Here is a 22,283-nt window from a genome sequence, read left to right as displayed (position 1 = left end):
AAGCACCATAGGTGCTTTTTTTGTCTTTAGCTTAAGCAGGATCTAATAACTTAACTGCACGCTTACTAGGCTTGCTAGTTAAGGTTATTTTATCATCCTTTATACCTACCAGTAATTTACCGCCTGCCGCTGCAAGATTTCCAAACAGTAATAACTGCGCCATAGGCTTCTTTAGTTCTTGTTGGATAAGTCTTGCCATGGGCCTTGCTCCCATCTCTGCGTCATACCCTTTCTCTCCAAGCCATGCCCTAGCATCATCACTTACTTGAAGGTGCACTTGCTTGTCTTCAAGCTGTACTTGTAGTTCCACCAAAAATTTGTCCACCACTCCCAAAATAACGTCTTTTGACAGCGTATTAAACTGGATAATATCGTCAAGCCGATTACGAAATTCTGGGCTAAATAAACGTTTAATAGCGCCCATACCATCAGAGCTATGATCCTGCTTGGTGAAGCCAATTGAGCCACGGCTGATTTGTTCAGCCCCAGCATTGGTTGTCATCACTAAAACAACATTTCGGAAGTCAGTTTTTCGGCCGTTGTTATCAGTTAAGGTGCCGTTATCCATCACCTGAAGTAGTATATTAAATACTTCTGGGTGTGCTTTTTCTATTTCATCAAGCAGTAATACGCAATGAGGTGTTTGTGTTACCGCTTCTGTAAGTAATCCACCTTGATCAAACCCTACATACCCAGGAGGTGCTCCAATCAATCGCGAAACTGTATGGCGTTCCATGTATTCGGACATATCAAAACGCACAAGCTCAATTCCCATTACTCGGGCTAGTTGCTGTGTTACTTCGGTTTTACCAACGCCTGTAGGCCCTGAAAACAAAAAGCTACCTACAGGCTTATGAGGTGCATTAAGTCCTGCTCTGGATAATTTGATAGCATTTGCTAGAGTATCAATGGCGGTATCTTGACCAAAGACCACGCGCTTAAGGTTTTGCTCAAGAGAATGTAGTTGCTCCCGATCGGTTGCAGAGATACTTTTGGGTGGTATACGAGCAATATTAGCTACTATAGCTTCAATCTCTGTCACATCAATGAATGACTTACGATCTTCTGGTGAAAAAAGTTGTTGATAGGCTCCAGCTTCATCAATTATATCGATAGCTTTGTCGGGCATTTTTTTATCAGTAATATAGCGATCAGCTAAAACTGCTGCCGCATCTATAGCTGCAGGCGTGTATTCAACTTGATGATGGCTCTCATAACGCGATATAAGCCCTCTTAAAATAGCTTGGGTATCTATTACGCTAGGCTCGTCAACATCGATTTTTTGAAAGCGGCGAGCCAGAGCATGATCTTTTTCAAAAATACCCCGAAACTCAGTAAATGTGGTTGACCCAATGCAGCGCAATTTTCCAGAACTTAGTGCAGGTTTTAATAAATTAGAAGCGTCCATTGAACCGCCAGAAGCCGCGCCTGCGCCGATAATGGTATGTATTTCATCAATAAATAGAATGGCATTGGGTGTTTTTTCAATATCAGACAATAAACCTTTTAGACGCTTTTCAAAATCACCACGATACTTTGTACCTGCTAACAAAGCACCCATATCAAGAGAGTAGACTGTTGATGAGGCAATCACCTGTGGCACGTTACCTTGTTCAATTTGGTAAGCCAAACCTTCAGCTATGGCAGTTTTTCCTACGCCAGCATCGCCAACTAATAAGGGGTTATTTTTGCGCCTACGTGATAGCACTTGAACCAGCCGCTCCAGCTCCTTACCGCGCCCTATCAGTGGATCAATGTTGCCATTTCTAGCTTCAGAGTTTAAATCTGTGGTGTATTTAACTAAATCATTTGCTTCTTCACTTTCACCATCTAAAGATCTTTCAGACCCATCCATTTCTGTTTTGCTGACCCCATGAGAAAGGTAATTGACTATGTCTACTCTCTCCACATCTAATGAATCCAACAAAAACACCGACTGGCTTTCGGTTTCACTAAATATCGCGACTAAAACATTGGCACCGTTGACCTCTCCTTTTCCCGAAGACTGTACGTGAAAAACCGCCCGTTGCAACACTCGCTGAAAGCCAAGTGTAGGTTGCACATCATAATCGCCAAAGGATGAGTCTACTGCAGGGGTAGTATCATTAACAAATTTTTCTAGTGGTGTGCGTAAATCATCCAATGTTACCCCGCAGGCTTTAAGCACAGCAGCACCTGATTGATTGTTAAGCAATGCCAACAGCAAGTGCTCTACAGTCATAAACTCGTGTCGTTTAGAGTTGGCGTATTTGTATGCTTCGTTTAAGCTTTGTTCTAAATCATTGTCTAACATTGTCTATTCCTTTAAGAAGCAGATTCAACTTCACATAGTAACGGGTGCTTGTGTTGTCTTGAATGCTGGTTTACCTGCATAGATTTGGTTTCAGCAACATCTTTTGTGTAGGTACCACATACGCCTTTACCTTGGGTATGCACTGCCAGCATGATTTGCGTGGCTTGTTCTTCATCATGATTAAAGAACCGGGCTAACACATCAATGACAAATTCCATAGGTGTGTAGTCATCGTTTAACAGGACTACTTTATATAATGATGGCTGAGCGACTTTAGGGCGAGTTTCTTCTATAACTTGTAAGTCATGATTATCATTAGGTATGTTTTCGTTATCTTGGCTCATTAGAGTGTTTTTATCGCTTTTGTAGTTAGTGTGATCAGTAAAATAAAAATAGGCATTAGTGCGTTCTAAATTTAACTAATGTTTTAATCATAACGTTACTATTGGGCCTATGTCTGCATTTTTCCAGTGCAGAACTGTAAACGCCGGTAAATTTTTTTAAACAGCTATCTTCAACCATATTTTTACGTGATTAAAATTCACATAACCATTCTTCAGAGCTAAAAAAACCAGCCTAAGCTGGTTTTTTTATTGCTGCAATCCAGATATTACATATTGGCAATAATTGCATCGCCAAATTCTGAACAAGACAACAAGGTAGCGTCAGGCATTTGGCGCTCAAAATCATAAGTTACAGTTTTAGCGTTGATCGCACCTTCAGTGCCAGCAACGATAAGGTCAGCGGCCTCTAACCAACCTAAGTGACGTAACATCATTTCAGCAGATAGAATAATTGAACCTGGATTTACCTTATCTTGGCCAGCATACTTTGGTGCTGTACCGTGAGTGGCTTCAAAAATTGCAATATCATCACTTAGGTTCGCACCTGGTGCAATACCAATACCGCCTACTTCAGCTGCTAGTGCATCTGATAGGTAGTCACCGTTTAGGTTCAGTGTAGCAATAACGTCATAGTCTTCTGGACGTAATAGAATCTGTTGCAGCATAGCATCAGCAATGACGTCTTTAATAACAATGTTTTTGCCAGTGTTTGGATTCTTCATTTCACACCAAGGGCCTTCACCAATTAAAGTAGCACCAAACTCCTGTTGAGCAATTTCATAGCCCCACTCTTTAAAGGCACCTTCGGTAAACTTCATGATATTACCCTTGTGAACCAAGGTTAATGAATCACGATTATTATCGATCGTGTATTGAATAGCTTTGCGAACTAAACGCTTTGTACCTTCTTCTGATACAGGCTTGATGCCGATACCACACATTTGGTCAAAGCGAATTTTAGTTACGCCCATTTCGTCTTGTAAAAACTTAATTACTTTTTCAGCTTCTGGAGAGCCTGCTTGCCACTCAATGCCGGCATAGATATCTTCAGAGTTTTCACGGAAAATAACCATGTCTACATTTTCAGGCTTGATTACTGGGCTAGGCACGCCAGTATACCAACGCACTGGGCGCTGACAAACATAAAGGTCTAGTTCTTGGCGCAGGGCTACGTTCAAAGAACGAATACCACCACCCACTGGTGTGGTCAAAGGACCTTTGATGCCCACTTTGTATTCTTTAAATGCAGCTAATGTTTCTTCAGGCATCCAAGTATCAGCATCATAGGTGACTGTAGCCTTTTCACCAGCGTATACTTCCATCCAGTTAATTTTTTTGGTGCCATTAAACGCTTTCTCTACAGCGGCATCTACTACTTTAAGCATTACTGGTGAAACGTCAAAACCAATACCATCGCCTTCAATATAAGGGATAATAGGATCGTTTGGTACGTTTAGAGAAAAGTCTGCGTTAACAGTAATTTTAGAGCCTTGCTCTGGTACTGTGATGTGTTGATATGTCATGAGTTCTCCGGGTGCTTAAAAAATAGCCTTGTGGCGTAGACAAAACGATTAATGCAATTGTTTTGTAGTCAACCTTAATTATAGCTTGAATGCCCCTGTAGGCCCAAGGAATCATGTAGTTATTTTACAAAATTCTAACAATTCACAGTACTAATAAAGGAAATTGTGTGTCTAGTATTTTAGTTTTTAATAAACCTTTTCAAGTCTTAAGTCAGTTTAGCAATGGCGAAGGCCGGGTTACTCTAGCGGATTATATTGATATGCCAAGCTACTATCCAGCTGGAAGACTGGATTATGATTCAGAAGGTTTGATGATATTAACCAACGATGGAGCACTACAGAATCAGATTGCTAATCCTAAGCATAAGTTAGAAAAAACTTACTGGGTGCAGGTAGAAGGTGCAGTAAATGAAGATCAATTAAAGTGCTTGCGTGCTGGACCTATACTTAAAGACGGCCCTACTAAACCTGCAAAAGTGAGATTACTGGGAGCCCAAGCCCACAGCCTATGGCCCCGTGTGCCCGCCATAAGAGATCGTATTTCTATACCAACCCAGTGGTTAGAAATTCGTATTAGTGAAGGTCGAAATAGACAAGTAAGGCGCATGACTGCAGCAGTAGGCTTACCCACTTTGCGTTTGGTAAGAGTGGCTATAGGTAATTGGCGCCTAAAAGGCCTGGATGTTGGCCAATGGCGCTTGGAAAATACTTAACTTAGAAAAGCTCAGCTGGGCTGCCAACGTTTATTCGCTTGCTTATCAGATTCTTTAGCATCAACCCATTGCTTTCCATGTTCTGTGATTTCAGCTTTCCAAAATGGTGCGTCTTGTTTTAAATAATCCATTACGAACTCACATGCACTAAATGCATCGCTGCGATGCCTTGAGGCCACTCCAACCAACACAATTTGTTCATGAGATTGTAGCCTGCCTACCCTGTGTATTACATGGATACCTTCTATAGGCCAGCGATCATGTGTTTTGTGTACTATTTCTTGTAAACATTTTTCTGTCATACCAGGGTAATGCTCAAGCTCCATAGCTTCTACTTTAGCATCATCTAAATCGCGAACTAAACCCACAAACAACACGGCTGCTCCTGTGCTGCTGGGGTTTATGTGCAATAATGTTTGATAATGTTTGTTGATATCAAAATCTGCTTCTTGCACAAGGATAAGATCATTGTTTTTCATGCGTTTAAAAATCCCTGGAATATGTCCATAAGCCTAGGCGTAGAGGCCTGCTTCGGTTAAAATTAACGTCTAATTTATATTCTGTTTACCGCTTGAATCAAATCTATGAGTGAATCCAATTCTACACGCGTTATTGTCGGCATGTCCGGCGGTGTCGACTCATCTGTTTCTGCTTTGCTGCTAATGCAACAAGGGTATCACGTCGAAGGTCTGTTCATGAAGAACTGGGACGAGGACGATGGCACTGAATATTGTACCGCTAAGCAGGACTTAGCTGACGCACAGGCGGTATGCGACAAACTAGGCATTCATTTACACGCTGCAAACTTTGCTGCGGAGTACTGGGACAACGTGTTTGAGCACTTCCTTGCGGAGTATAAAGCCGGTCGTACACCTAATCCAGATATCCTTTGTAATCGAGAGATTAAATTTAAAGCTTTTTTAGATTATGCCAAAGTGCTGGGTGCAGACTATATTGCTACAGGCCATTATGTGCAGCGCACTGGTGAAGGTATTAACTGTAAATTAGTTAAAGGTTTAGATGGCAATAAAGACCAAAGTTACTTTTTGCATGCTGTAGGTGCTTTAGAAGTAAGCCAAACATTGTTTCCTATAGGTGCTATGGAAAAGCCTGAAGTGCGCATGATTGCAGAAGCTCATGGGTTGGCTAATCATGCAAAAAAAGACAGTACCGGCATTTGTTTTATTGGTGAGCGTCGATTTAAAGATTTTTTGCAAGACTACTTGCCTGCCCACCCTGGCAAAATCGAAACCGTGGACGGTGATGTCATCGGTGACCACCAAGGGCTCATGTACCATACCATTGGCCAACGTCAAGGTCTGGGGATTGGTGGCTTAGCTAATTACAATGAATCAGCTTGGTATGTAGTTGATAAAGATTTAGATCGCAATCGGTTAATAGTCACCCAAGGTAAGAATCACCCAAGCTTGTTTAAATCATCCCTAACCTGCCAACAACTTATGTGGGTTGATGGAATAGGTCCAGATTTGTCTCCCGACATATCTAAAGGAACACAAAGTAGGGAAGTTTTATTAATGGCCAAAATACGTTACCGTCAAGCGGATCAACAATGCACCATAACGGCCCTTTCAAGTGGCAATATAAACGTGGTGTTTGCAGAACCACAAAGAGCAGTAACTCCAGGTCAATCTATCGTTTTTTATGATGGGCAAGTATGTCTTGGAGGAGCAGTCATTGATTAATCAACTGAGCCTCAACCAACAACGTGTGCTCGCCTTAGCAGGAATTATTCAGGCCGCTACCCTAGTCAATCAAGTGGCAATCACTGGTCAAGCTGATACACAAGCAAGCCATTGTGCCCTTTCTTCTCTTTTTGTAGCCAATCCTGAACGTACTGAAGACGTCTTTGGTGGTGAACAAGCTATACACAGCTTGCGTTTAGGTTTAATTACTCTTAAATCTATTATGAATCAGGAACAAAGTTCAGGTATTAAAGATATTACGCGTTATGTTCTTGGCCTAATCCACTTACAAAGTAAATTGAGCAAACAGCCGCAGATGCTCAATGAAATTAGCACCCAACTTAACCATAGCCAAAGGCAGGTAGATTTGTATGAATTGGGCCATGCCAACGTGCTGGCAAGTGTGGCAGAAACGTATTCATCCACTTTGAGTAGCTTTAATTTTCGTATACAAGTTACTGGCAACCCTACGTACTTGCAGCAGCCTATGAACACCAACCGAGTACGCGCATACCTTTTAGCGGGTATACGAGCAACCACATTGTGGCGCCAATTAGGTGGCCGTAAATGGCACTTAATCGTGTTTAAAAATTCTTTGCAGCGTGAACTTGACGTTCTGCTTAACCAACTTAGTCATTAACCCAAACCAGGATTCCGTTATGGATTTATCATCAATCTCAGCCCTTTCTCCAGTAGACGGCCGTTACGGTAGCAAAACTGCTTCATTACGCCCTTATTTTAGTGAATTTGGTCTTATTTATAACAGAGTGTTGGTCGAGGTGCGTTGGTTACAATGCCTTGCAAATCACCCTCAAATTGGAGAAGTTTCGCCTTTAAGTGATGAAGCTAATGCTTTGTTGGAGCGTTTGATTAATAATTTTGATGAAACTCAAGCCCAGCGCGTTAAAGATATTGAAAGCACCACTAATCACGATGTAAAAGCGGTGGAATACTACATTAAGGAGCAGTTTGTAGGTAATGCAGAACTACATGCGATAAACGAATACGTACACTTTGCCTGCACTTCTGAAGATATCAATAACTTGTCTCATGGCTTAATGCTTAAAAATGGCTTAGAGCAAGTTATAGTGCCAGAAATGGCTAAGGTATTAGGGCATATTAAAAACCTAGCCCACACTCATCAAAGCCAGCCCATGCTGTCTCGTACACATGGCCAAACTGCTTCTCCATCTACCATGGGTAAAGAGATGGCTAACGTTGCTGCACGTCTTGAACGCCAGTTGAAGCAGATCAATCAGATGGAGTTTTTAGGCAAAATCAATGGTGCTGTGGGCAACTACAATGCACATTATACGGCTTATCCAGAGATTGATTGGCAGGCTAATGCTCAAGTCTTTGTGGAAAGCCTAGGGTTAACCTTTAATCCTTACACTACGCAAATTGAACCACATGATTATATTGCAGAATTGTTTGACGCAATTGCTCGTTTCAACACTATTTTGTTGGATTTTGACCGTGACATTTGGGGATATATTTCCTTGGGTTTCTTTAAGCAAAAAACGATTGCTGGAGAAATTGGTTCATCAACAATGCCCCATAAGGTGAACCCCATTGATTTTGAAAATTCAGAAGGCAATTTGGGCATTGCTAATGCTTTATTACAACACTTGGCGAGTAAGTTACCTGTTTCTCGTTGGCAACGTGACCTTACCGACTCCACAGTATTGCGCAACCTAGGTGTAGGCTTAGCCCATAGTTTAATTGCCTACCAGTCGAGCATCAAAGGTATAAGTAAGTTACAGCTTAATGCACAGCGTTTAGATGAAGATCTAGATAATGCGTGGGAAGTGCTTGCTGAGCCGATTCAAACAGTCATGCGCCGTTATGCTATTGAAGAACCTTACGAAAAGCTTAAAGCACTCACTCGTGGAAAGACGATTGATGCAGCCATTATGGCCGACTTTATTGATACGTTAGAATTACCTCAAGCGGTTAAAGACGAACTTAAAACTTTGACGCCTGCAAATTACATTGGCAATGCCATCACCCAAGCAGCAGCGGTTTAATTGATGACTGATACCACCAGTTTTAGTGCCTCTACTATGGCTCCATTGAGCGATTTAGGTGATATGAGCGTAGCTGTTTTCATTGCGGACTACTGGCAAAAAAAGCCGGTGTGTATCCGTAACGCAATTGCTTTTCAAGAAGCGCTTATCGAAGTGGATGAGTTAGCAGGATTAGCGTTAGAGTCTGAAGTAGAGTCGCGCTTAATTGAAAATAAAGGTGATATAAAAGATTGGTGTGTTACCCACGGGCCGCTTACAGAAGATGATTTCAATAAAGAGCGCAACTTTCCTTGGACGCTATTAGTACAAGGTGTTGATTGTTTTGTGCCACAGGTGCATGACTTTCTAGCTAAATTTCGTTTTTTACCTAGCTGGCGTTTAGATGACATCATGGTTAGCTACGCTACAAAAGGTGCTGGTGTGGGCGCTCATTATGATCGGTACGATGTTTTTTTAATTCAAGGTGAAGGTCGCCGCCAATGGCAAATTGGCCAAACTTGTAGCGAAAACTCGCCCCTAATGGCTCATGATCAGCTGTCGTTATTAGACCAGTTTGATATGGTAGAAGAGTTCGTTTTAAACCCTGGAGATATGTTGTATATACCACCACTTTTAGCTCATAAGGGTGTTGCAGTGTCAGATGCTTGCGTGACTTATTCAGTGGGTTTTAGATCGCCTTCCCATGCAGAAGTGCTCACTACATTTGCTGATGAGTGCGGTATGAATATTAGTGCGGATCTGCGTTTACAAGATCATGGCTTTACCGCTAAAAGTGGTGAACTCAGTGCAGCTGATGTAGAGGGCTTGATGACGTTTATGCGAGATCAAATAACCCCAGAAAATGTTGCTCAATGGTTTGGGAAGCAAAGCACAGAGCCTAAGCACACTAATTTAGATATGACTGAAGAAGCAATGGACCTTATTGAGTTAGAAAGTATTATCAATGATGGTTATGGTGTTTTAAGAGTATCCGAAGGAGTGCGTTTAGCCCACACGTGGCAAGGAGATGGTGGTTTAACCTTATTTGTTCAAGGTGACGCGCTACCCTGTCCTCCAGAGGCCACTGCATTTGTAGAAGCGATCTCAAACCAATGGTTACTTGAAGTGGACGAGATGACTGAACTAGTCAAAAATGATGCGGCTAAGGCGATGCTGTTAATTCTGCATAACCAAGGCTATCTTTACTTTGCTGATGAGTAATTGGCTTTAATAAGCTACTGACTTGGCAGGTTCAGTAGTAAGGCATGAGGGGCAACTAAAACGCCATTGTTGTCGGCATACACAAACTGCCCAGGCACAAAGGTAACTCCACCAAACTGTACTTCTAAGTTAATATCCCCTAAGCCTCTTTTTTTAGTTTTCATAGGGTGTGTGGCTAGTGCTTGCACCCCTAAATTAATTTCACCAATGGCATTCACATCGCGAATGCAGCCATAAATAATGATCCCTTGCCAACCGTTGGATGCTGCTTTTTCTGCTAACATATCCCCAAGCAAGGCACACCTTAGTGAACCTCCACCATCTACCACCAAAACTTTTCCATTGCCATCTTGGGCAACTAGTTCACGTACTTTTGAATTATCTTCGTAGCATTTAAGGGTGACTATTTGGCCACTAAAGCACTCTTTTGCGCCAAAGTTGGCAAACATAGGCTCCACCACACTCACTTGGTCTTCAAACTGGTCACATAGTTCTGGTAATAAGTCTTTCATGCTGTGTATGTCCGGTAATTTGATAACGCTGGTAAACGTTTAAACTATTGATTGGTTTTTTAAACCACCTTAGGCAAGTAATTATCCTTTAGCAGATAGCTTTTTTCAACACACGTTATTGGGCAAGTAAACGCAAGATAAGTTGATACAAGGCACAAGTTAGCATCCAAGCTTGCATCCTTTAAGCCATATAATCGGTCACCAATAATTGCAAAGCCAGCTCCACTAAGGTGCTTACGTATTTGGTGCTTGCGTCCAGTTTCAATGGTGACACTAACTAAGGATAACTTAGCTTTTTCGTCATAAGTTAGTAAGCTGGCATGGCTAGTGGCATTTTGCCCATCAATAGGCGAGTTTAGAAACAGTGTTTCTGGGAATAGCCCAGACACCAATGCAGTATAAGTCTTAATTATTTTTCGTTGCTCAAATAAACGACTAAGGCTGGTTGCCGCTGCTTTTGTATGAGCGATTAACATCAACCCTTGCGCAGCACGGTCTAGCCTATTAACAATAAATGCAGGGCGTTGAGGTTGATGATTCTGTTCGACCCAACGATTGATAGTGCAGTGATCGCCATACTTAGTGCCTTGGCTGAACATGCCATAAGGTTTATACCACACACTATAGTCACCTTCATCTTTAATTAGCACTGCAGGAGTTACCTGAGTCTGTAGCACTTGCAGATCGTAATACAGGTGTATGGTTTGGCCTAGTTTAAGATGTTTATCAGCTCTTCTAAGCCGCCTATGGCTGGCGCCATTCTCACTCACCCACACAGCACCCTTTTTCATGGCCTGCTTAATCTGCTGTTTAGATAAACCGCTGGGTTGAGTTAGTAATTGTGCCGCAGAAATGGATATATCAGTGACTTCAAGATGATACTCAGGCATCGGGTACTCTTACCCAACCTTCCATTAACACTCTTGCACTTCGGCTCATAATCGCCTTAGTAGCCTGCCATTTACCATCACTTTGGTGTGCTTCAGCCCCTACTGTTAAAATGCCAGATGGGTGACCAAAGGTGACTTTTGTGAGAGCCCCTCCTCCTGCTGCAATATTAACCAAAGTATTGGGAATAGCCGCCGCAGTGCCAATAGCTACGGCAGCAGTGCCCATCATGGCATGATGTAACTGCCCCATGGACATAGCCCTTACTAATAGGTCAATCTTATCACCAGGCACATCGCTGCCACTGGATGAAGTGTAATCTTTTGGTGGGGCTACAAATGCAATTTTTGGGGTGTGCTGACGGGTTTTTGCATCATCAAGGTGCTCAAATAAGCCCATACGCACGCCACCATGTGCTCGAATGCACTCGAGTTTGATTAACGCCTTCACATCTGAGTTAATGTGCACTTGTAACTCTGTACCGGTATAACCTAAATCTTGCGCATTTAAAAAAATCGTTGGAATACCTGCGTTAATCATAGTCACATCAAAGGTCCCAATATTAGGCACTTCAAGTTTGTCGACCAAATTACCTGTAGGAAACATGTTTGCGTCTGCTGCTGAGGGATTCATAAATTCTAGTTTTATTTCAGCTGCAGCAAAGGTGACGCCATCAAGCTTAAAGTCACCAAGCTCTTGGACTTGACCATTAGTGATAGGAATATGGGCAATAATGGTTTTTTTGATGTTTGCTTGCCAGATTCTCACTACTGCAATACCATTTTTGGGTATACGGCTTGAGTCTACTAATCCACTAGTAATAGCAAAAGCTCCTACTGCAGATGACAAATTGCCGCAGTTACCACTCCAGTCTACAAAGGCTTTATCAATAGATACCTGTCCAAATAGATAATCTACATCATGATTTGCCTGAGTACATGGGCTTAAAATGACGGTTTTACTAGTGCTTGAGGTAGCAGCGCCCATGCCATCAATTTGTTTACCGTATACATCAGGGCTGCCTATCACACGCAGTAACAAAGCATCTCTTGCAGGTCCTGGCACTTGGGCTGTGGCAGGTAAATCTAAAAGGTTAAAAAACACCCCTTTACTTGTGCCACCGCGCATGTAAGTGGCAGGAATTCTAATTTGTTGTTTAATACTCATAGGAAGTCCTAAGCGACACTTGTTGATTCAAGAAAATCTTGTGCAAAACGCTGTAAAACTCCACCAGCAGCATAAACACCTACTTCTTCTGCTGTGTCTAGGCGACAAGTCACACTCAGCGTTTGACTACTACCATCGATGCGGTTGACCACTAAGGTTAAATCGCAACCTGGGTGGGGAGTGCCAATAACGTCAAATTTTTCTGTACCATCAAAGCCTTGATTAATACGGTTATCACCTGCTTTAAACTCTAACGGTAAAACGCCCATTCCAACAAGGTTAGTGCGGTGAATGCGTTCAAACCCTTCAGCTACAATCACTTCAACACCTGCCAAACGCACACCTTTAGCAGCCCAATCTCTAGATGAACCTTGACCATAGTCAGCACCTGCGATAATGATCAGTGGTTGCGCGCGTTCCATATAGGTTTCAATGGCTTCCCACATACGTAGAGTATTACCTTCTGGCTCCAATCTTGCCAAGGATCCTTGTTGTATTTTACCAGCATCATCCGTACACATCTCGTTTAGCAACTTAGGGTTCGCAAAAGTTGCTCGTTGAGCGGTTAAATGATCACCCCTATGAGTTGCATAAGAGTTGAAATCTTCTTCTGGCAATCCCATTTTTGTTAAATATTCACCAGCTGCACTGTTCGCAAGGATAGCGTTTGAAGGTGATAAATGATCAGTGGTAATGTTATCACCCAAAATGGCTAAAGGACGCATGCCTGTTAAAGTGCGCTCTCCTGCTAAAGCACCTTCCCAATAAGGCGGGCGACGAATGTAAGTAGTATTAGGGCGCCAATCATATAATGGACTGATCGACTTTTCTACTTTGCCTAGGTCAAACATAGGAATGTAGATTTGTTTAAAATGCTCTGGTTTCACACATTTAGCCACAATCGCATCAATTTCGTCATCTTCAGGCCAAATATCCTTAAGTACGACGTCATTACCTTGTTGATCTTGACCCAATACATCTTGCTCAATGTCAAAGCGCATAGACCCTGCAATTGCATAGGCTGCGACTAAGGGGGGGGAAGCTAAAAATGCCTGTTTTACATAAGGATGAATACGACCATCGAAATTGCGATTGCCTGACAATACGGCTGTCGAATATAGGTCTCGGTCAACAACTTCTTCTTGAATTTTAGGATCCAAGGCTCCACTCATGCCGTTACATGTAGTACAGGCATAGCCTACAATGCCAAAACCAAGCTGTTCCATTTCGGTGAGTAGGCCTGCTTCTTCTAAATAAAGCTTGGCTACTTTAGAACCTGGTGCAAAGGAAGATTTAACCCAAGGCTTACGCTTTAAACCTAAGCGGTTGGCGTTACGCGCTAAAAGGCCGGCTGCAATGACGTTGCGAGGGTTACTCGTATTGGTGCAGCTGGTAATAGCAGCGATTATGACCGCTCCATCAGGCATTAAGCCATCGTCTGCATCATGGTCATAAGCCTTAGCAATACCACGTTCTGACAAAGCTGAGGTAGGCAAGCGTAAGTGAGGGCTAGATGGACCGGCCATATTGCGCCCTACACTTGAGAGGTCAAACGTTAATACTCGGCCGTACTGTGCATCAACCATAGCATCAGCCCATAAGCCATTGGTTTTAGCATAGGTTTCAACCAAAGCAACCTGTTCAGGCTCGCGGCCAGTCAGATTAAGATAGTCGATTGTTTGCTGGTCTATGTAGAACAAACCAGCAGAGGCACCAAATTCTGGCGTCATGTTCGATATGGTAGCCCGGTCTCCTATGGTAAGGCTGTTAGCGCCCTCACCAAAGAATTCAAGATAAGAAGAGACTACTTTTTGTTGACGTAAAAACTCAGTGAGTGCCAACACCATATCAGTGGCAGTAATGCCTGGCTGGCGCTTACCTGTAAGTTCTACTCCAATAATATCTGGAAGGCGCATCATAGATGCCCTGCCCAACATTACATTTTCTGCTTCTAGTCCGCCCACACCTACAGCAATCACACCCAACGCATCGATATGTGGCGTATGGCTGTCGGTACCAATACAAGTATCAGGATAGGCTAAGCCATCACGATTTTGAATCACAGGTGACATTTTTTCTAAGTTGATCTGATGCATAATGCCATTACCGGCAGGAATTACATCAACGTTTTCAAATGCTGTTTTAGTCCATTCTATAAAGTGAAAACGATCGTCATTACGGCGGTCTTCAATGGCCCTATTTTTGTCAAAGGCATCAGCATCAAAACCACCGTGCTCTACAGACAATGAGTGATCCACAATTAACTGCGTGGGCACCACCGGATTTACTTTTGAAGGATCGCCACCTTGGTCTGCAATGGCATCTCTTAACCCCGCTAAATCCACTAAGGCTGTTTGACCTAAAATATCGTGACACACTACACGCGCTGGATACCAAGGAAAGTCTAAGTCTTGTTTACGATCAATTAGCTGCTTTAACGATGCAGTTAACATGGTTGGATCACAACGACGTACCAACTGCTCCGCTAAGATCTTGGAGGTATAGGGTAATTGAGCATAGGCACCTTTACTAATATCATCAATGGCTCTTGGGGTGTCAAAATAATCTAGCCCAGTATCAAGCAAGGTTTTACGGTAGTTGGTATTGATCATTATTAATCTCTTTTCTCAATATCTACCCACTGGGCAGTTTCAGGGCCGGTATAATCAGCACTTGGGCGAATGATGCGGTTATTAGTGCGCTGCTCCATTACATGAGCTGCCCAGCCTGTTAAGCGGGACATCACAAAAATAGGCGTGAATAACTTGGTAGGAATGCCCATAAAGCTATAGGTTGAGGCATGGAAAAAATCTGCATTACAAAAAAGTTTCTTTTCACGCCACATGACTTCTTCACAGCGTACAGACACTGGATACAAGTGAGTATCACCGACTGATTCAGCCAGTTTTTCTGACCAACCTTTGATGATTACGTTACGTGGATCAGACTCACGATAAATGGCATGGCCAAAGCCCATGATTTTATCTTTACGAGCAAGCATGCCCATGATGTCTGATTCTGCTTCATCAGGTGTTTTCCACTGTTCGATCATGTCCATAGCAGCTTCGTTTGCCCCACCATGTAACGGACCTCTTAAGCTTCCAATCGCTGCAGTAACACATGAATGCATGTCAGACAAAGTAGAAGCACATACTCTAGCGGTGAAGGTAGAAGCATTAAATTCGTGCTCTGCATACAAAATTAATGACACATTCATAACCTTACTATGCAGCTTACTAGGTTTCTTATCATGTAATAAGTGTAAAAAATAAGAACCAAGGGAGTCATCATCAGTCTCAGTCTCAATGCGAACGCCATCATGGCTAAAGCGGTACCAGTAACAAATAATAGCTGGAAATAGAGCTAATAAACGCTCTGTAACTTCCTGTTCCATAGAAAAATCAATCTCGGTCTCTAAATTACCTAACATAGAGCAACCTGTGCGCATCACGTCCATCGGATGGGCACTGGCAGGTATTTGTTCTAGCACTGTTTTTAGAGCTTGAGGCAAGTGACGCATGCCCTTGAGTTTTGCTGTATAAGCATCAAGCTCTGCTTGATTTGGTAAGTGGCCTTTAAGCAACATGTGGGCGACTTCTTCAAAACTAGCATTATCTGCTAATTCACTAATGTCGTAACCACGGTAGGTTAGGCCAGTGCCAGTTAAACCCACGGTACACAATGCGGTAGACCCTGCAGATTGACCTCTAAGCCCGGCACCAGATATAGTTTTAGTACTCATTTTCTTCTCCTTTCCAAGATGTAATTACAGGTTTTTCCCAGCGGCAAATAATTCGTCTAACTTTTCTTCAAACGAGTGATAATCTAAAAAGTCATAAAGTTCCATGCGAGTTTGCATCGTATCAATGACCGCTTTTTGGTCGCCGTCAGCCAATAAGTGTTCATACACATTAAGGGCTGCTTTATTCATAGCTCTAAAGGCGCTTAAAGGGTAAAGCACCATATCTACACCTACGTTGGCCAATTCACTTTTGTTATACAAAGGGGTAGCACCAAATTCTGTAATGTTAGCTAGCAAAGGCATCGTAATAGCCTTAGCAAAAGCTTCATAATCAGTCAGCTCATGAACAGCTTCTGCAAAAATACCATCAGCTCCAGCTTCTATACATGCTTGAGAACGATCTATGGCAGCTTGTAAGCCATCTTTTTGAAATGCGTCTGTTCTGGCCATGATGAAAAAGTCGTCATCAATACGAGCATCTGCTGCAGCTTTAACGCGATCTACCATTTCTTGAGTAGATACAATTTCTTTATTAGGCCTATGACCACAGCGCTTTTGCGCTACTTGATCTTCAATATGAACAGCTGCTACGCCAGCTGATTCCATGCCTTTAATGGCTCGAGCAATGTTAAATGCCCCACCCCAACCGGTATCAATGTCTACCAACAAAGGTAAATCGCAAGCCGCAGTGATGCGGCGAGCATCAGCCAGCACATCGTTCAGGCTTGTCATTCCCAAGTCTGGTAAGCCGTATGAGGCATTAGCTACACCGCCACCAGATAGGTAAATAGCTTGATGGCCCACTTTTTCTGCCATCATTGCGCTATAAGCGTTAATGGTGCCAACAATTTGCAATGGATCATTGTTGCTAATGGCTGCGCGAAACTTAGCACCTTGGCTCATTCTAATAGTTTTGCTCATTGAGTATTTCCATCCTGTATGGGTGATTGTATTTGCATGCGTTGCATGATGTTGTTTCGGGCGTTATTGATATGACGTTTCATTAGCCACTCAGCTAAATCTTCATCCCCTTCTTCAATAGCGCTACAGATTTGGTCGTGTTCTTTTAGGGCTTGTTGAGGCCTATTGCTAGATAAACTAAATTGATATCGGTACATACGAACAAGTTGATACAAGTCTCCAGCAAGCATATCGATGAGGCGTTTATTTTTGCTGCCATGAACAATGCAGTAATGAAAATCAACATCACCTTCTTGTTGGAAATAGGACTGACCTTGGGTGTCTAAAATGTGTTTCCGATGGCTATTAAGCAGCAACCTTAGGTTGCCCTTTTCTTCAACTGTCATCGCTTTAGCTGCAAGTTTTGCAGCTAAACCCTCCAGAGACTCTCTTATTTGATAAATTTCTAATAATTCTTCATAAGATAGATTGACTACCCTTGCGCCTATATTGGGTGTGCGAGTAATCAAACGCATAGATTCAAGTCTGCTCATCGCTTCTCGCAATGGTCCACGGCTTATGCCGTGAATGCGCGCAAGTTCAGGTTCATTAAGTTTTTGGCCTTGAGCAATGGTGCCTGTAATGATGTCTTTTACGATACGATCACAGACTTTTTTGGCTAAGGTAGTTATTTCTTCTTGCATAAGCATATTGTCTACACATTTATGTAGAAAGTATTATAAATCACCTTATAACCCTCGTCAAATTAGACATTGATCTAATATTGTAGACAATAATAGCTATTGACAAAGACTTACAGGGACATTGGTTAATATTGTTATCCTTTATTAGACTACCCCCTAGTTCCGCCACAACTTGGGAGTTAGAATAGACCTTTACTACTCTTTAAGAGTTCTACAGTGCATATAATTAACTTGCCATTCACACAAAGCGCCTGCCACTATTTTGAAGCCATACGGCACATGCCTATGCCCTTATTGTTGGATTCTAGTCGTCCCTCCAGTCACTTTGGACGCTATGATATTGCTATGGCTTCCCCACTAGCGGTGATAAGCCACACTGATGGTGTAACTAAAGTTGAGAAAAATAACACCGTTAAAACTACCCAAGTCGACCCTTTCGATTTAATAGGTGTATTGTTAAGTGAGTTATTAACCGATACCAGCGAACTTGTGGAAGCTCAAGGCATCCCCTTTACTGGTGGTGCTGCAGGATTATTTGGTTATGACTTAGGCCGTTCTATAGAATCAATACCATCAACAGCTTCAGCTGATATTTCTATGGAACACCTATGCATAGGTATTTACCCTTGGGCCATAATTACTGACCATGAATTGCAAAAAAGTTATTTAGTTAGCCAGCTTGACGCATTAAACACTCAAAACCTAACAGAAAATATTCTGCAAATTAAACCTTTCCAAGGTAAAGGATTTAGTCTAAAAAGTGACTTTGTTTCCAACATGACAAAAAAACAATATGCAGATAAATTTGATCGTGTGATTGACTATATTCATGCTGGAGACTGTTATCAAGTTTGCTTAGCTCAGCGTTTTGAAGCCCCTTATAATGGCAATCCTTGGCAAGCATATAAACAGCTTAGGATGGCTTCTCCCACACCTTTTAGTGCATACATGGAAACTCAAGAAGGTGCTTTATTAAGCCTATCTCCAGAACGCTTTTTGCAAGTAGATCAGTGTAAGGTGGAAACTAAGCCGATTAAAGGCACTCGTCCCAGGGGTGTTACTCACGAGCAAGACCAATTTTTTTGTGAACAGTTACTTGCAAGTGCTAAAGACCGCTCTGAAAACATTATGATTGTTGATTTACTTCGCAACGACTTGAGCAAGCAGTGCTTGCCCTTTTCCGTTAAAGTGCCAAAGCTGTTTGCTATTGAGACTTATAGTAACGTACATCACTTGGTTACCACGGTTACTGGGGAAATTGCATCCAGTGAAGAAATATTACCTTTGTTAAAAGGCGCATTTCCTGGGGGGTCAATTACCGGTGCGCCTAAGCTTAGAGCTATGGAGATTATTGAAGAGCTAGAACCTCATCGACGTAATGCTTATACTGGTTCTATTGGCTACATCAGCACTAATGGACGTATGGATACAAACATTTGTATCCGTACATTAGTCACTGATGCTAAAGGTGATGATGGAGGTCACATATACTGCTGGGCTGGTGGTGGTCTAGTGGCTGACTCACAGTGCGATGCTGAGTATCAAGAAACCTTTGATAAGGTCAACAACCTGCTTGATAGTTTACGTCAACTCACCTAATGGGTAGGTCTTTGCGTTCGAATAATGTATCAAGTTCTTGTTGGTTACGGCACAGCTGAGCTTGATTTATTTTGCTTCTAGTAAGGTTAGGCGCAAAAGCTTCGATAAAATCGTACATATACCCTCTTAAAAACGTTCCTTTTCTAAAGCCAATATTAGTTGTGCTATAGGCGAACAAATGGCTTGCATCCAAAGCCACTAAATCGCTATCAAGATCCGGTTCATAAGCCATAGTGGCAATAATACCAACACCTAAACCTAGTCTAACGTAAGCTTTAATGACATCAGAATCAACTGCAGTAAATACAACCTTCGGCTCCAAACGGGCATTGTTAAACGCATCATCTAGTTTTGAGCGCCCAGTAAAACCAAATACATAAGTCACAATCGGGTGTCTAGCCAACTCTTCAAGAGTAAGTTTTTCTACTTTGGCTAAAGGATGATCTTTAGGCACAACCACACATCTATTCCAGTGATAGCATGGCATCATTAATAAATCACTAAACTGATCAATCGCCTCTGTGGCGATGGCGAAATCAACTTCGCCATCTGACGCTAAACTAGAGATTTGCTTAGGTGTGCCCTGCTGCATATGCAAAGAAACATCTGGATATTTACCAATAAAATTATTGATCACTTTAGGTAAAGCATAGCGTGCTTGGGTGTGTGTTGTGGCAATAGACAAGGAGCCTTTAGTTTCATCAGTATATTCTTGGGCTTTGCGCTTAATACCGTCTACTTTTAAAAGCACGTCGTAGGCAGACTCTAAAATCGATTTGCCAGCGGGCGTCACATGGGTGAGGTGTTTGCCACTTCGAGCAAATATTTCCACACCTAACTCGTCTTCAAGTAAGCGAATCTGCTTACTAATACCAGGCTGAGACGTGTATAGACTTTGGGCCGTCGCTGAAACGTTAAGGTTGTTTTTTTCTACTTCGCAAATGTATTTTAGCTGCTGTAACTTCATAAGCGTGGTGTGTCCTAAAGAACGATCTTTAAATAATACCATATATAACCAAAAAGCATATAGGTATAATTATAGACTATTTACTTGCTGCAAAAGGTCAACCAAATCATCAACAGCTGGCACTCCAATCACAGTTTCTGAAAATAGCTCACCCTTACTTGTATAAAAAACTAATGCTGGAGGGCCTACTAAGCGCAGTGACTGCATCAGTTTCTGCGCTTGTTTGGTGTTAAGTGTGACGTCTACTTTAATCGCTTTGAAATCTGCTAAAGCCAACTGAACCAGTTGATCTTTAAATACAAAGGCATCCAGTTCTTTGCACGAAATACACCAATCTGCATAGAAATCTAACATCACAGGCTGCTTATCCAGCTTAGCTTGGGCTAATATCGGCGCTACGGCTTCGGGTAATACTTTGGTTAAAATAAATTGTTTACCCTGTTGTCCTTCACTAGAAACCTCAGTTCCTTCATACGGGCTAACTAAAACACCTAAAGGTTTTAATAGTGACCCTGTGCCAGCTAATTGCCCAACGACTAAAAGAATGCCATAAAGGCCTAAAAACATAGCTAGTGTGTAGCTGATCACAGCGGCAGAAAGTGATTCTAAAGTGGGGTTCCAGCGATGGTGTAAGGCTAAAACAAAAGCCAGTACAATGGTAATTAAAGCCACAAATATCAAGCTTAGTTCAGGCCAAACACGATCGGTCATCCACACCGCCATTAATAACATTAAAAAGCCAAAACCAACCTTAATTCGATGCATCCAGGGACCTGTTTTAGGTATCCATTTGCTGGCTGAGGTGCCTACTAAAAGTAACGGCACACCCATGCCTAAGCCCATGACAAACAAAGCCAAGCCACCAGTGGTTGCATCACCGGCTTGTGCAATAAACAATAACGCACCTGCTAATGGGGCAGCGACACAAGGGCCTACTATGAGCGCAGATAATACCCCCATAACAGCAACTCCAGTGGCTTGACCACCAAGCTGTCTGTTGCTAACTGTATTGATTTTATTTTGGATACCTTGTGGCATTTGCACATTAACCCATCCAAACATAGCTATGGCAAAGAAAACAAACAAGGTTGCGGTGGTACCGATTACCGCGGGGTGTTGCAGGGCTATTTGAATATTTGATCCACTCAAACCAGCAACGACACCAGCCAGACTGTATGTGGCTGCCATAGTTAGAACATACACCAAAGAGAGTAGGAAACTTTTACCTGGCCCAGGCTTAGGGCTAAGGCCCACTATAATACTTGATAAAATAGGCACCATAGGTAACACACATGGTGTAAAGGCTAAAGCTAGCCCTGCTAAGAAAAAAATAACTAACAAAGTAGTAAGGTTAGTGTTTTCAAGATTTTGTAAGAACCAATTTGCATTAGTGCTTGTAGTCTTAGTCCAGTCTGTATTTTCTTGAGCTTTTGGTAAATTACTTGATGCCACTGTTACAAAATCTGCAAGCGCCATAGTTTTAGTCTGCGGAGGATAACAAACTCCCCCGTTCCAACATCCCTGGTAATGAATGGTTAGATAGGTTGCTTTAGTGAGTGCACTGGGCAGCGTCCCAGTAATATGTAACTGATTATAATACACTTTGGTCGTGCCAAATGTAGGGTCTTGCTTTATTACAGCTTGAGGTAATGCTAGGTTACTTAAAGGCTGACCATTAGATGTGGTGAAGGCAAGTTTGTCTTGATATAAATAATAATTATCAGCAATGCTCCATACTATGTCTATTTTATCATTGCTTTGTTCAATCGTAACAGCAAACGCTTGATCTGCTGGCATGGGATGTTTTACAGTGCTAAACAATGCTGCATGTACCTGCATTGACAATAATGCGCCAACGCACAAGGCAAACACCTGCATAATGAAGGCTGAGTGATGATTTATACCCAGTTTTTCCATAATTTTTCTCAAAAGCTCGATTTATATGAGTTTCATTTGTTTGTAGACCTTTTTTTGTGTTAAAAAGGACGGCTGAATTATAGC

The 22,283-nt window shown here is 42.2% G+C and carries 19 protein-coding genes; 6 read left to right on the top strand and 13 right to left on the bottom strand.

All coding sequences use genetic code 11. From position 1 onward, the window contains the following. Positions 1-31: 31 nt before the first annotated feature. The 3 genes from clpA to icd all read right to left on the bottom strand — a co-directional run bounded on the left by clpA (position 32) and on the right by icd (position 4,160). Positions 32-2,293, bottom strand: coding sequence for an ATP-dependent Clp protease ATP-binding subunit ClpA (gene clpA / locus ABXT42_RS05970; RefSeq protein ID WP_443627244.1), 2,262 nt, complete (start codon positions 2,291-2,293; stop codon positions 32-34). Between the two features lie 11 nt (positions 2,294-2,304). Then, positions 2,305-2,637, bottom strand: coding sequence for an ATP-dependent Clp protease adapter ClpS (gene clpS / locus ABXT42_RS05965; RefSeq protein WP_443627243.1), 333 nt, complete (start codon positions 2,635-2,637; stop codon positions 2,305-2,307). A gap of 266 nt (positions 2,638-2,903) precedes the next feature. Then, positions 2,904-4,160: an NADP-dependent isocitrate dehydrogenase gene (icd, locus tag ABXT42_RS05960; RefSeq protein ID WP_443627242.1), complete on the bottom strand. Its 1,257-nt coding sequence runs from the start codon at positions 4,158-4,160 to the stop codon at positions 2,904-2,906. Between the two features lie 167 nt (positions 4,161-4,327). Here icd and ABXT42_RS05955 point away from each other — a divergent pair, with 167 nt between their 5' ends. Next, positions 4,328-4,873, top strand: coding sequence for a pseudouridine synthase (locus tag ABXT42_RS05955; RefSeq protein WP_443627241.1), 546 nt, complete (start codon positions 4,328-4,330; stop codon positions 4,871-4,873). Between the two features lie 11 nt (positions 4,874-4,884). On the opposite strand, the gene ABXT42_RS05950 is transcribed toward ABXT42_RS05955, so the two are convergent. Then, entirely contained in the window at positions 4,885-5,352 is a 468-nt protein-coding gene (locus ABXT42_RS05950; protein WP_443627240.1) for a molybdenum cofactor biosynthesis protein MoaE, read from the bottom strand. Between the two features lie 105 nt (positions 5,353-5,457). Here ABXT42_RS05950 and mnmA point away from each other — a divergent pair, with 105 nt between their 5' ends. Genes mnmA through ABXT42_RS05930 form a run of 4 tightly spaced genes read left to right on the top strand, consistent with a single transcriptional unit; the run spans position 5,458 to position 9,803 of the window. Then, positions 5,458-6,576, top strand: coding sequence for a tRNA 2-thiouridine(34) synthase MnmA (mnmA, locus tag ABXT42_RS05945; RefSeq protein ID WP_443627239.1), 1,119 nt, complete (start codon positions 5,458-5,460; stop codon positions 6,574-6,576). Then, positions 6,569-7,216: a high frequency lysogenization protein HflD gene (gene hflD, locus ABXT42_RS05940; protein ID WP_443627238.1), complete on the top strand. Its 648-nt coding sequence runs from the start codon at positions 6,569-6,571 to the stop codon at positions 7,214-7,216. The genes mnmA and hflD overlap by 8 nt, the downstream gene beginning before the upstream one ends. Positions 7,217-7,235: 19 nt before the next feature. Next, entirely contained in the window at positions 7,236-8,603 is a 1,368-nt protein-coding gene (gene purB / locus ABXT42_RS05935; RefSeq protein ID WP_443627237.1) for an adenylosuccinate lyase, read from the top strand. Between the two features lie 3 nt (positions 8,604-8,606). Continuing rightward, positions 8,607-9,803 carry a JmjC domain-containing protein gene (locus ABXT42_RS05930; RefSeq protein WP_443627236.1) on the top strand — a complete coding sequence of 399 codons (1,197 nt, stop codon included), beginning with the start codon at positions 8,607-8,609 and terminating at the stop codon, positions 9,801-9,803. 14 nt (positions 9,804-9,817) lie between these two features. Here ABXT42_RS05930 and rraA read toward each other — a convergent pair whose 3' ends face one another. From rraA to ABXT42_RS05895, 7 genes are read right to left on the bottom strand one after another with little or no spacing between them, the layout of a single operon-like run. Then, positions 9,818-10,315, bottom strand: a complete 498-nt coding sequence (gene rraA / locus ABXT42_RS05925; RefSeq protein WP_443627235.1) for a ribonuclease E activity regulator RraA — start codon at positions 10,313-10,315, stop codon at positions 9,818-9,820. 59 nt (positions 10,316-10,374) lie between these two features. After that, a complete protein-coding gene (locus ABXT42_RS05920) occupies positions 10,375-11,205 on the bottom strand; it encodes a pseudouridine synthase family protein (RefSeq protein ID WP_443627234.1) in 831 nt (276 codons plus the stop codon). Beyond that, complete coding sequence (prpF, locus tag ABXT42_RS05915) at positions 11,198-12,370, bottom strand: 2-methylaconitate cis-trans isomerase PrpF (RefSeq protein ID WP_443627233.1); 1,173 nt, start codon at positions 12,368-12,370, stop codon at positions 11,198-11,200. Before prpF ends, ABXT42_RS05920 begins: the two co-directional genes overlap by 8 nt. An 8-nt stretch (positions 12,371-12,378) precedes the next feature. Beyond that, a complete protein-coding gene (gene acnD, locus ABXT42_RS05910; protein ID WP_443629454.1) occupies positions 12,379-14,979 on the bottom strand; it encodes a Fe/S-dependent 2-methylisocitrate dehydratase AcnD in 2,601 nt (866 codons plus the stop codon). 5 nt (positions 14,980-14,984) lie between these two features. Beyond that, the gene (prpC, locus tag ABXT42_RS05905) at positions 14,985-16,112 is read right to left on the bottom strand and encodes a bifunctional 2-methylcitrate synthase/citrate synthase (RefSeq protein ID WP_443627232.1); all 1,128 of its coding nucleotides are present in this window, start codon (positions 16,110-16,112) and stop codon (positions 14,985-14,987) included. Positions 16,113-16,136: 24 nt separating this feature from the next. After that, positions 16,137-17,015 (bottom strand): methylisocitrate lyase, encoded by an 879-nt coding sequence (gene prpB / locus ABXT42_RS05900; protein WP_443629453.1) that lies wholly within the window; start codon positions 17,013-17,015, stop codon positions 16,137-16,139. A 14-nt stretch (positions 17,016-17,029) separates the two neighbouring features. Beyond that, positions 17,030-17,716, bottom strand: a complete 687-nt coding sequence (locus ABXT42_RS05895) for a GntR family transcriptional regulator (protein WP_443627231.1) — start codon at positions 17,714-17,716, stop codon at positions 17,030-17,032. A gap of 216 nt (positions 17,717-17,932) precedes the next feature. Between ABXT42_RS05895 and pabB the strand changes: the two genes are divergently transcribed. Beyond that, positions 17,933-19,315, top strand: coding sequence for an aminodeoxychorismate synthase component I (gene pabB, locus ABXT42_RS05890; protein WP_443627230.1), 1,383 nt, complete (start codon positions 17,933-17,935; stop codon positions 19,313-19,315). Here pabB and cysB read toward each other — a convergent pair. Next, complete coding sequence (gene cysB, locus ABXT42_RS05885) at positions 19,308-20,282, bottom strand: HTH-type transcriptional regulator CysB (protein ID WP_443629452.1); 975 nt, start codon at positions 20,280-20,282, stop codon at positions 19,308-19,310. The genes pabB and cysB overlap by 8 nt on opposite strands. A gap of 69 nt (positions 20,283-20,351) precedes the next feature. Further along, positions 20,352-22,199: a protein-disulfide reductase DsbD gene (gene dsbD, locus ABXT42_RS05880; protein WP_443627229.1), complete on the bottom strand. Its 1,848-nt coding sequence runs from the start codon at positions 22,197-22,199 to the stop codon at positions 20,352-20,354. Between the last annotated feature and the right edge of the window lie 84 nt (positions 22,200-22,283).

Source organism: Candidatus Njordibacter sp. Uisw_002 (assembly GCF_047730155.1).
GTDB lineage: Bacteria > Pseudomonadota > Gammaproteobacteria > Pseudomonadales > Balneatricaceae > Njordibacter.
The sequence above is the reverse complement of the archived record's forward strand: the minus strand, read 5'-3'. Positions and strand labels throughout refer to the sequence as shown.

Bases quoted from the DNA above. Each gene is read 5' to 3' on its own strand.
- ABXT42_RS05895 (WP_443627231.1), bottom strand. From the start codon at position 17,716: ATGCAAGAAGAAATAACTACCTTAGCCAAAAAAGTCTGTGATCGTATC.
- ABXT42_RS05930 (WP_443627236.1), top strand. From the start codon at position 8,607: ATGACTGATACCACCAGTTTTAGTGCCTCTACTATGGCTCCATTGAGC.
- cysB (WP_443629452.1), bottom strand. From the start codon at position 20,282: ATGAAGTTACAGCAGCTAAAATACATTTGCGAAGTAGAAAAAAACAAC.
- rraA (WP_443627235.1), bottom strand. From the start codon at position 10,315: ATGAAAGACTTATTACCAGAACTATGTGACCAGTTTGAAGACCAAGTG.
- prpB (WP_443629453.1), bottom strand. From the start codon at position 17,015: ATGAGCCAAGGTGCTAAGTTTCGCGCAGCCATTAGCAACAATGATCCA.
- purB (WP_443627237.1), top strand. From the start codon at position 7,236: ATGGATTTATCATCAATCTCAGCCCTTTCTCCAGTAGACGGCCGTTAC.
- icd (WP_443627242.1), bottom strand. From the start codon at position 4,160: ATGACATATCAACACATCACAGTACCAGAGCAAGGCTCTAAAATTACT.
- clpS (WP_443627243.1), bottom strand. From the start codon at position 2,637: ATGAGCCAAGATAACGAAAACATACCTAATGATAATCATGACTTACAA.
- mnmA (WP_443627239.1), top strand. From the start codon at position 5,458: ATGAGTGAATCCAATTCTACACGCGTTATTGTCGGCATGTCCGGCGGT.
- prpF (WP_443627233.1), bottom strand. From the start codon at position 12,370: ATGAGTATTAAACAACAAATTAGAATTCCTGCCACTTACATGCGCGGT.
- ABXT42_RS05950 (WP_443627240.1), bottom strand. From the start codon at position 5,352: ATGAAAAACAATGATCTTATCCTTGTGCAAGAAGCAGATTTTGATATC.
- dsbD (WP_443627229.1), bottom strand. From the start codon at position 22,199: ATGGAAAAACTGGGTATAAATCATCACTCAGCCTTCATTATGCAGGTG.
- ABXT42_RS05920 (WP_443627234.1), bottom strand. From the start codon at position 11,205: ATGCCTGAGTATCATCTTGAAGTCACTGATATATCCATTTCTGCGGCA.
- clpA (WP_443627244.1), bottom strand. From the start codon at position 2,293: ATGTTAGACAATGATTTAGAACAAAGCTTAAACGAAGCATACAAATAC.
- prpC (WP_443627232.1), bottom strand. From the start codon at position 16,112: ATGAGTACTAAAACTATATCTGGTGCCGGGCTTAGAGGTCAATCTGCA.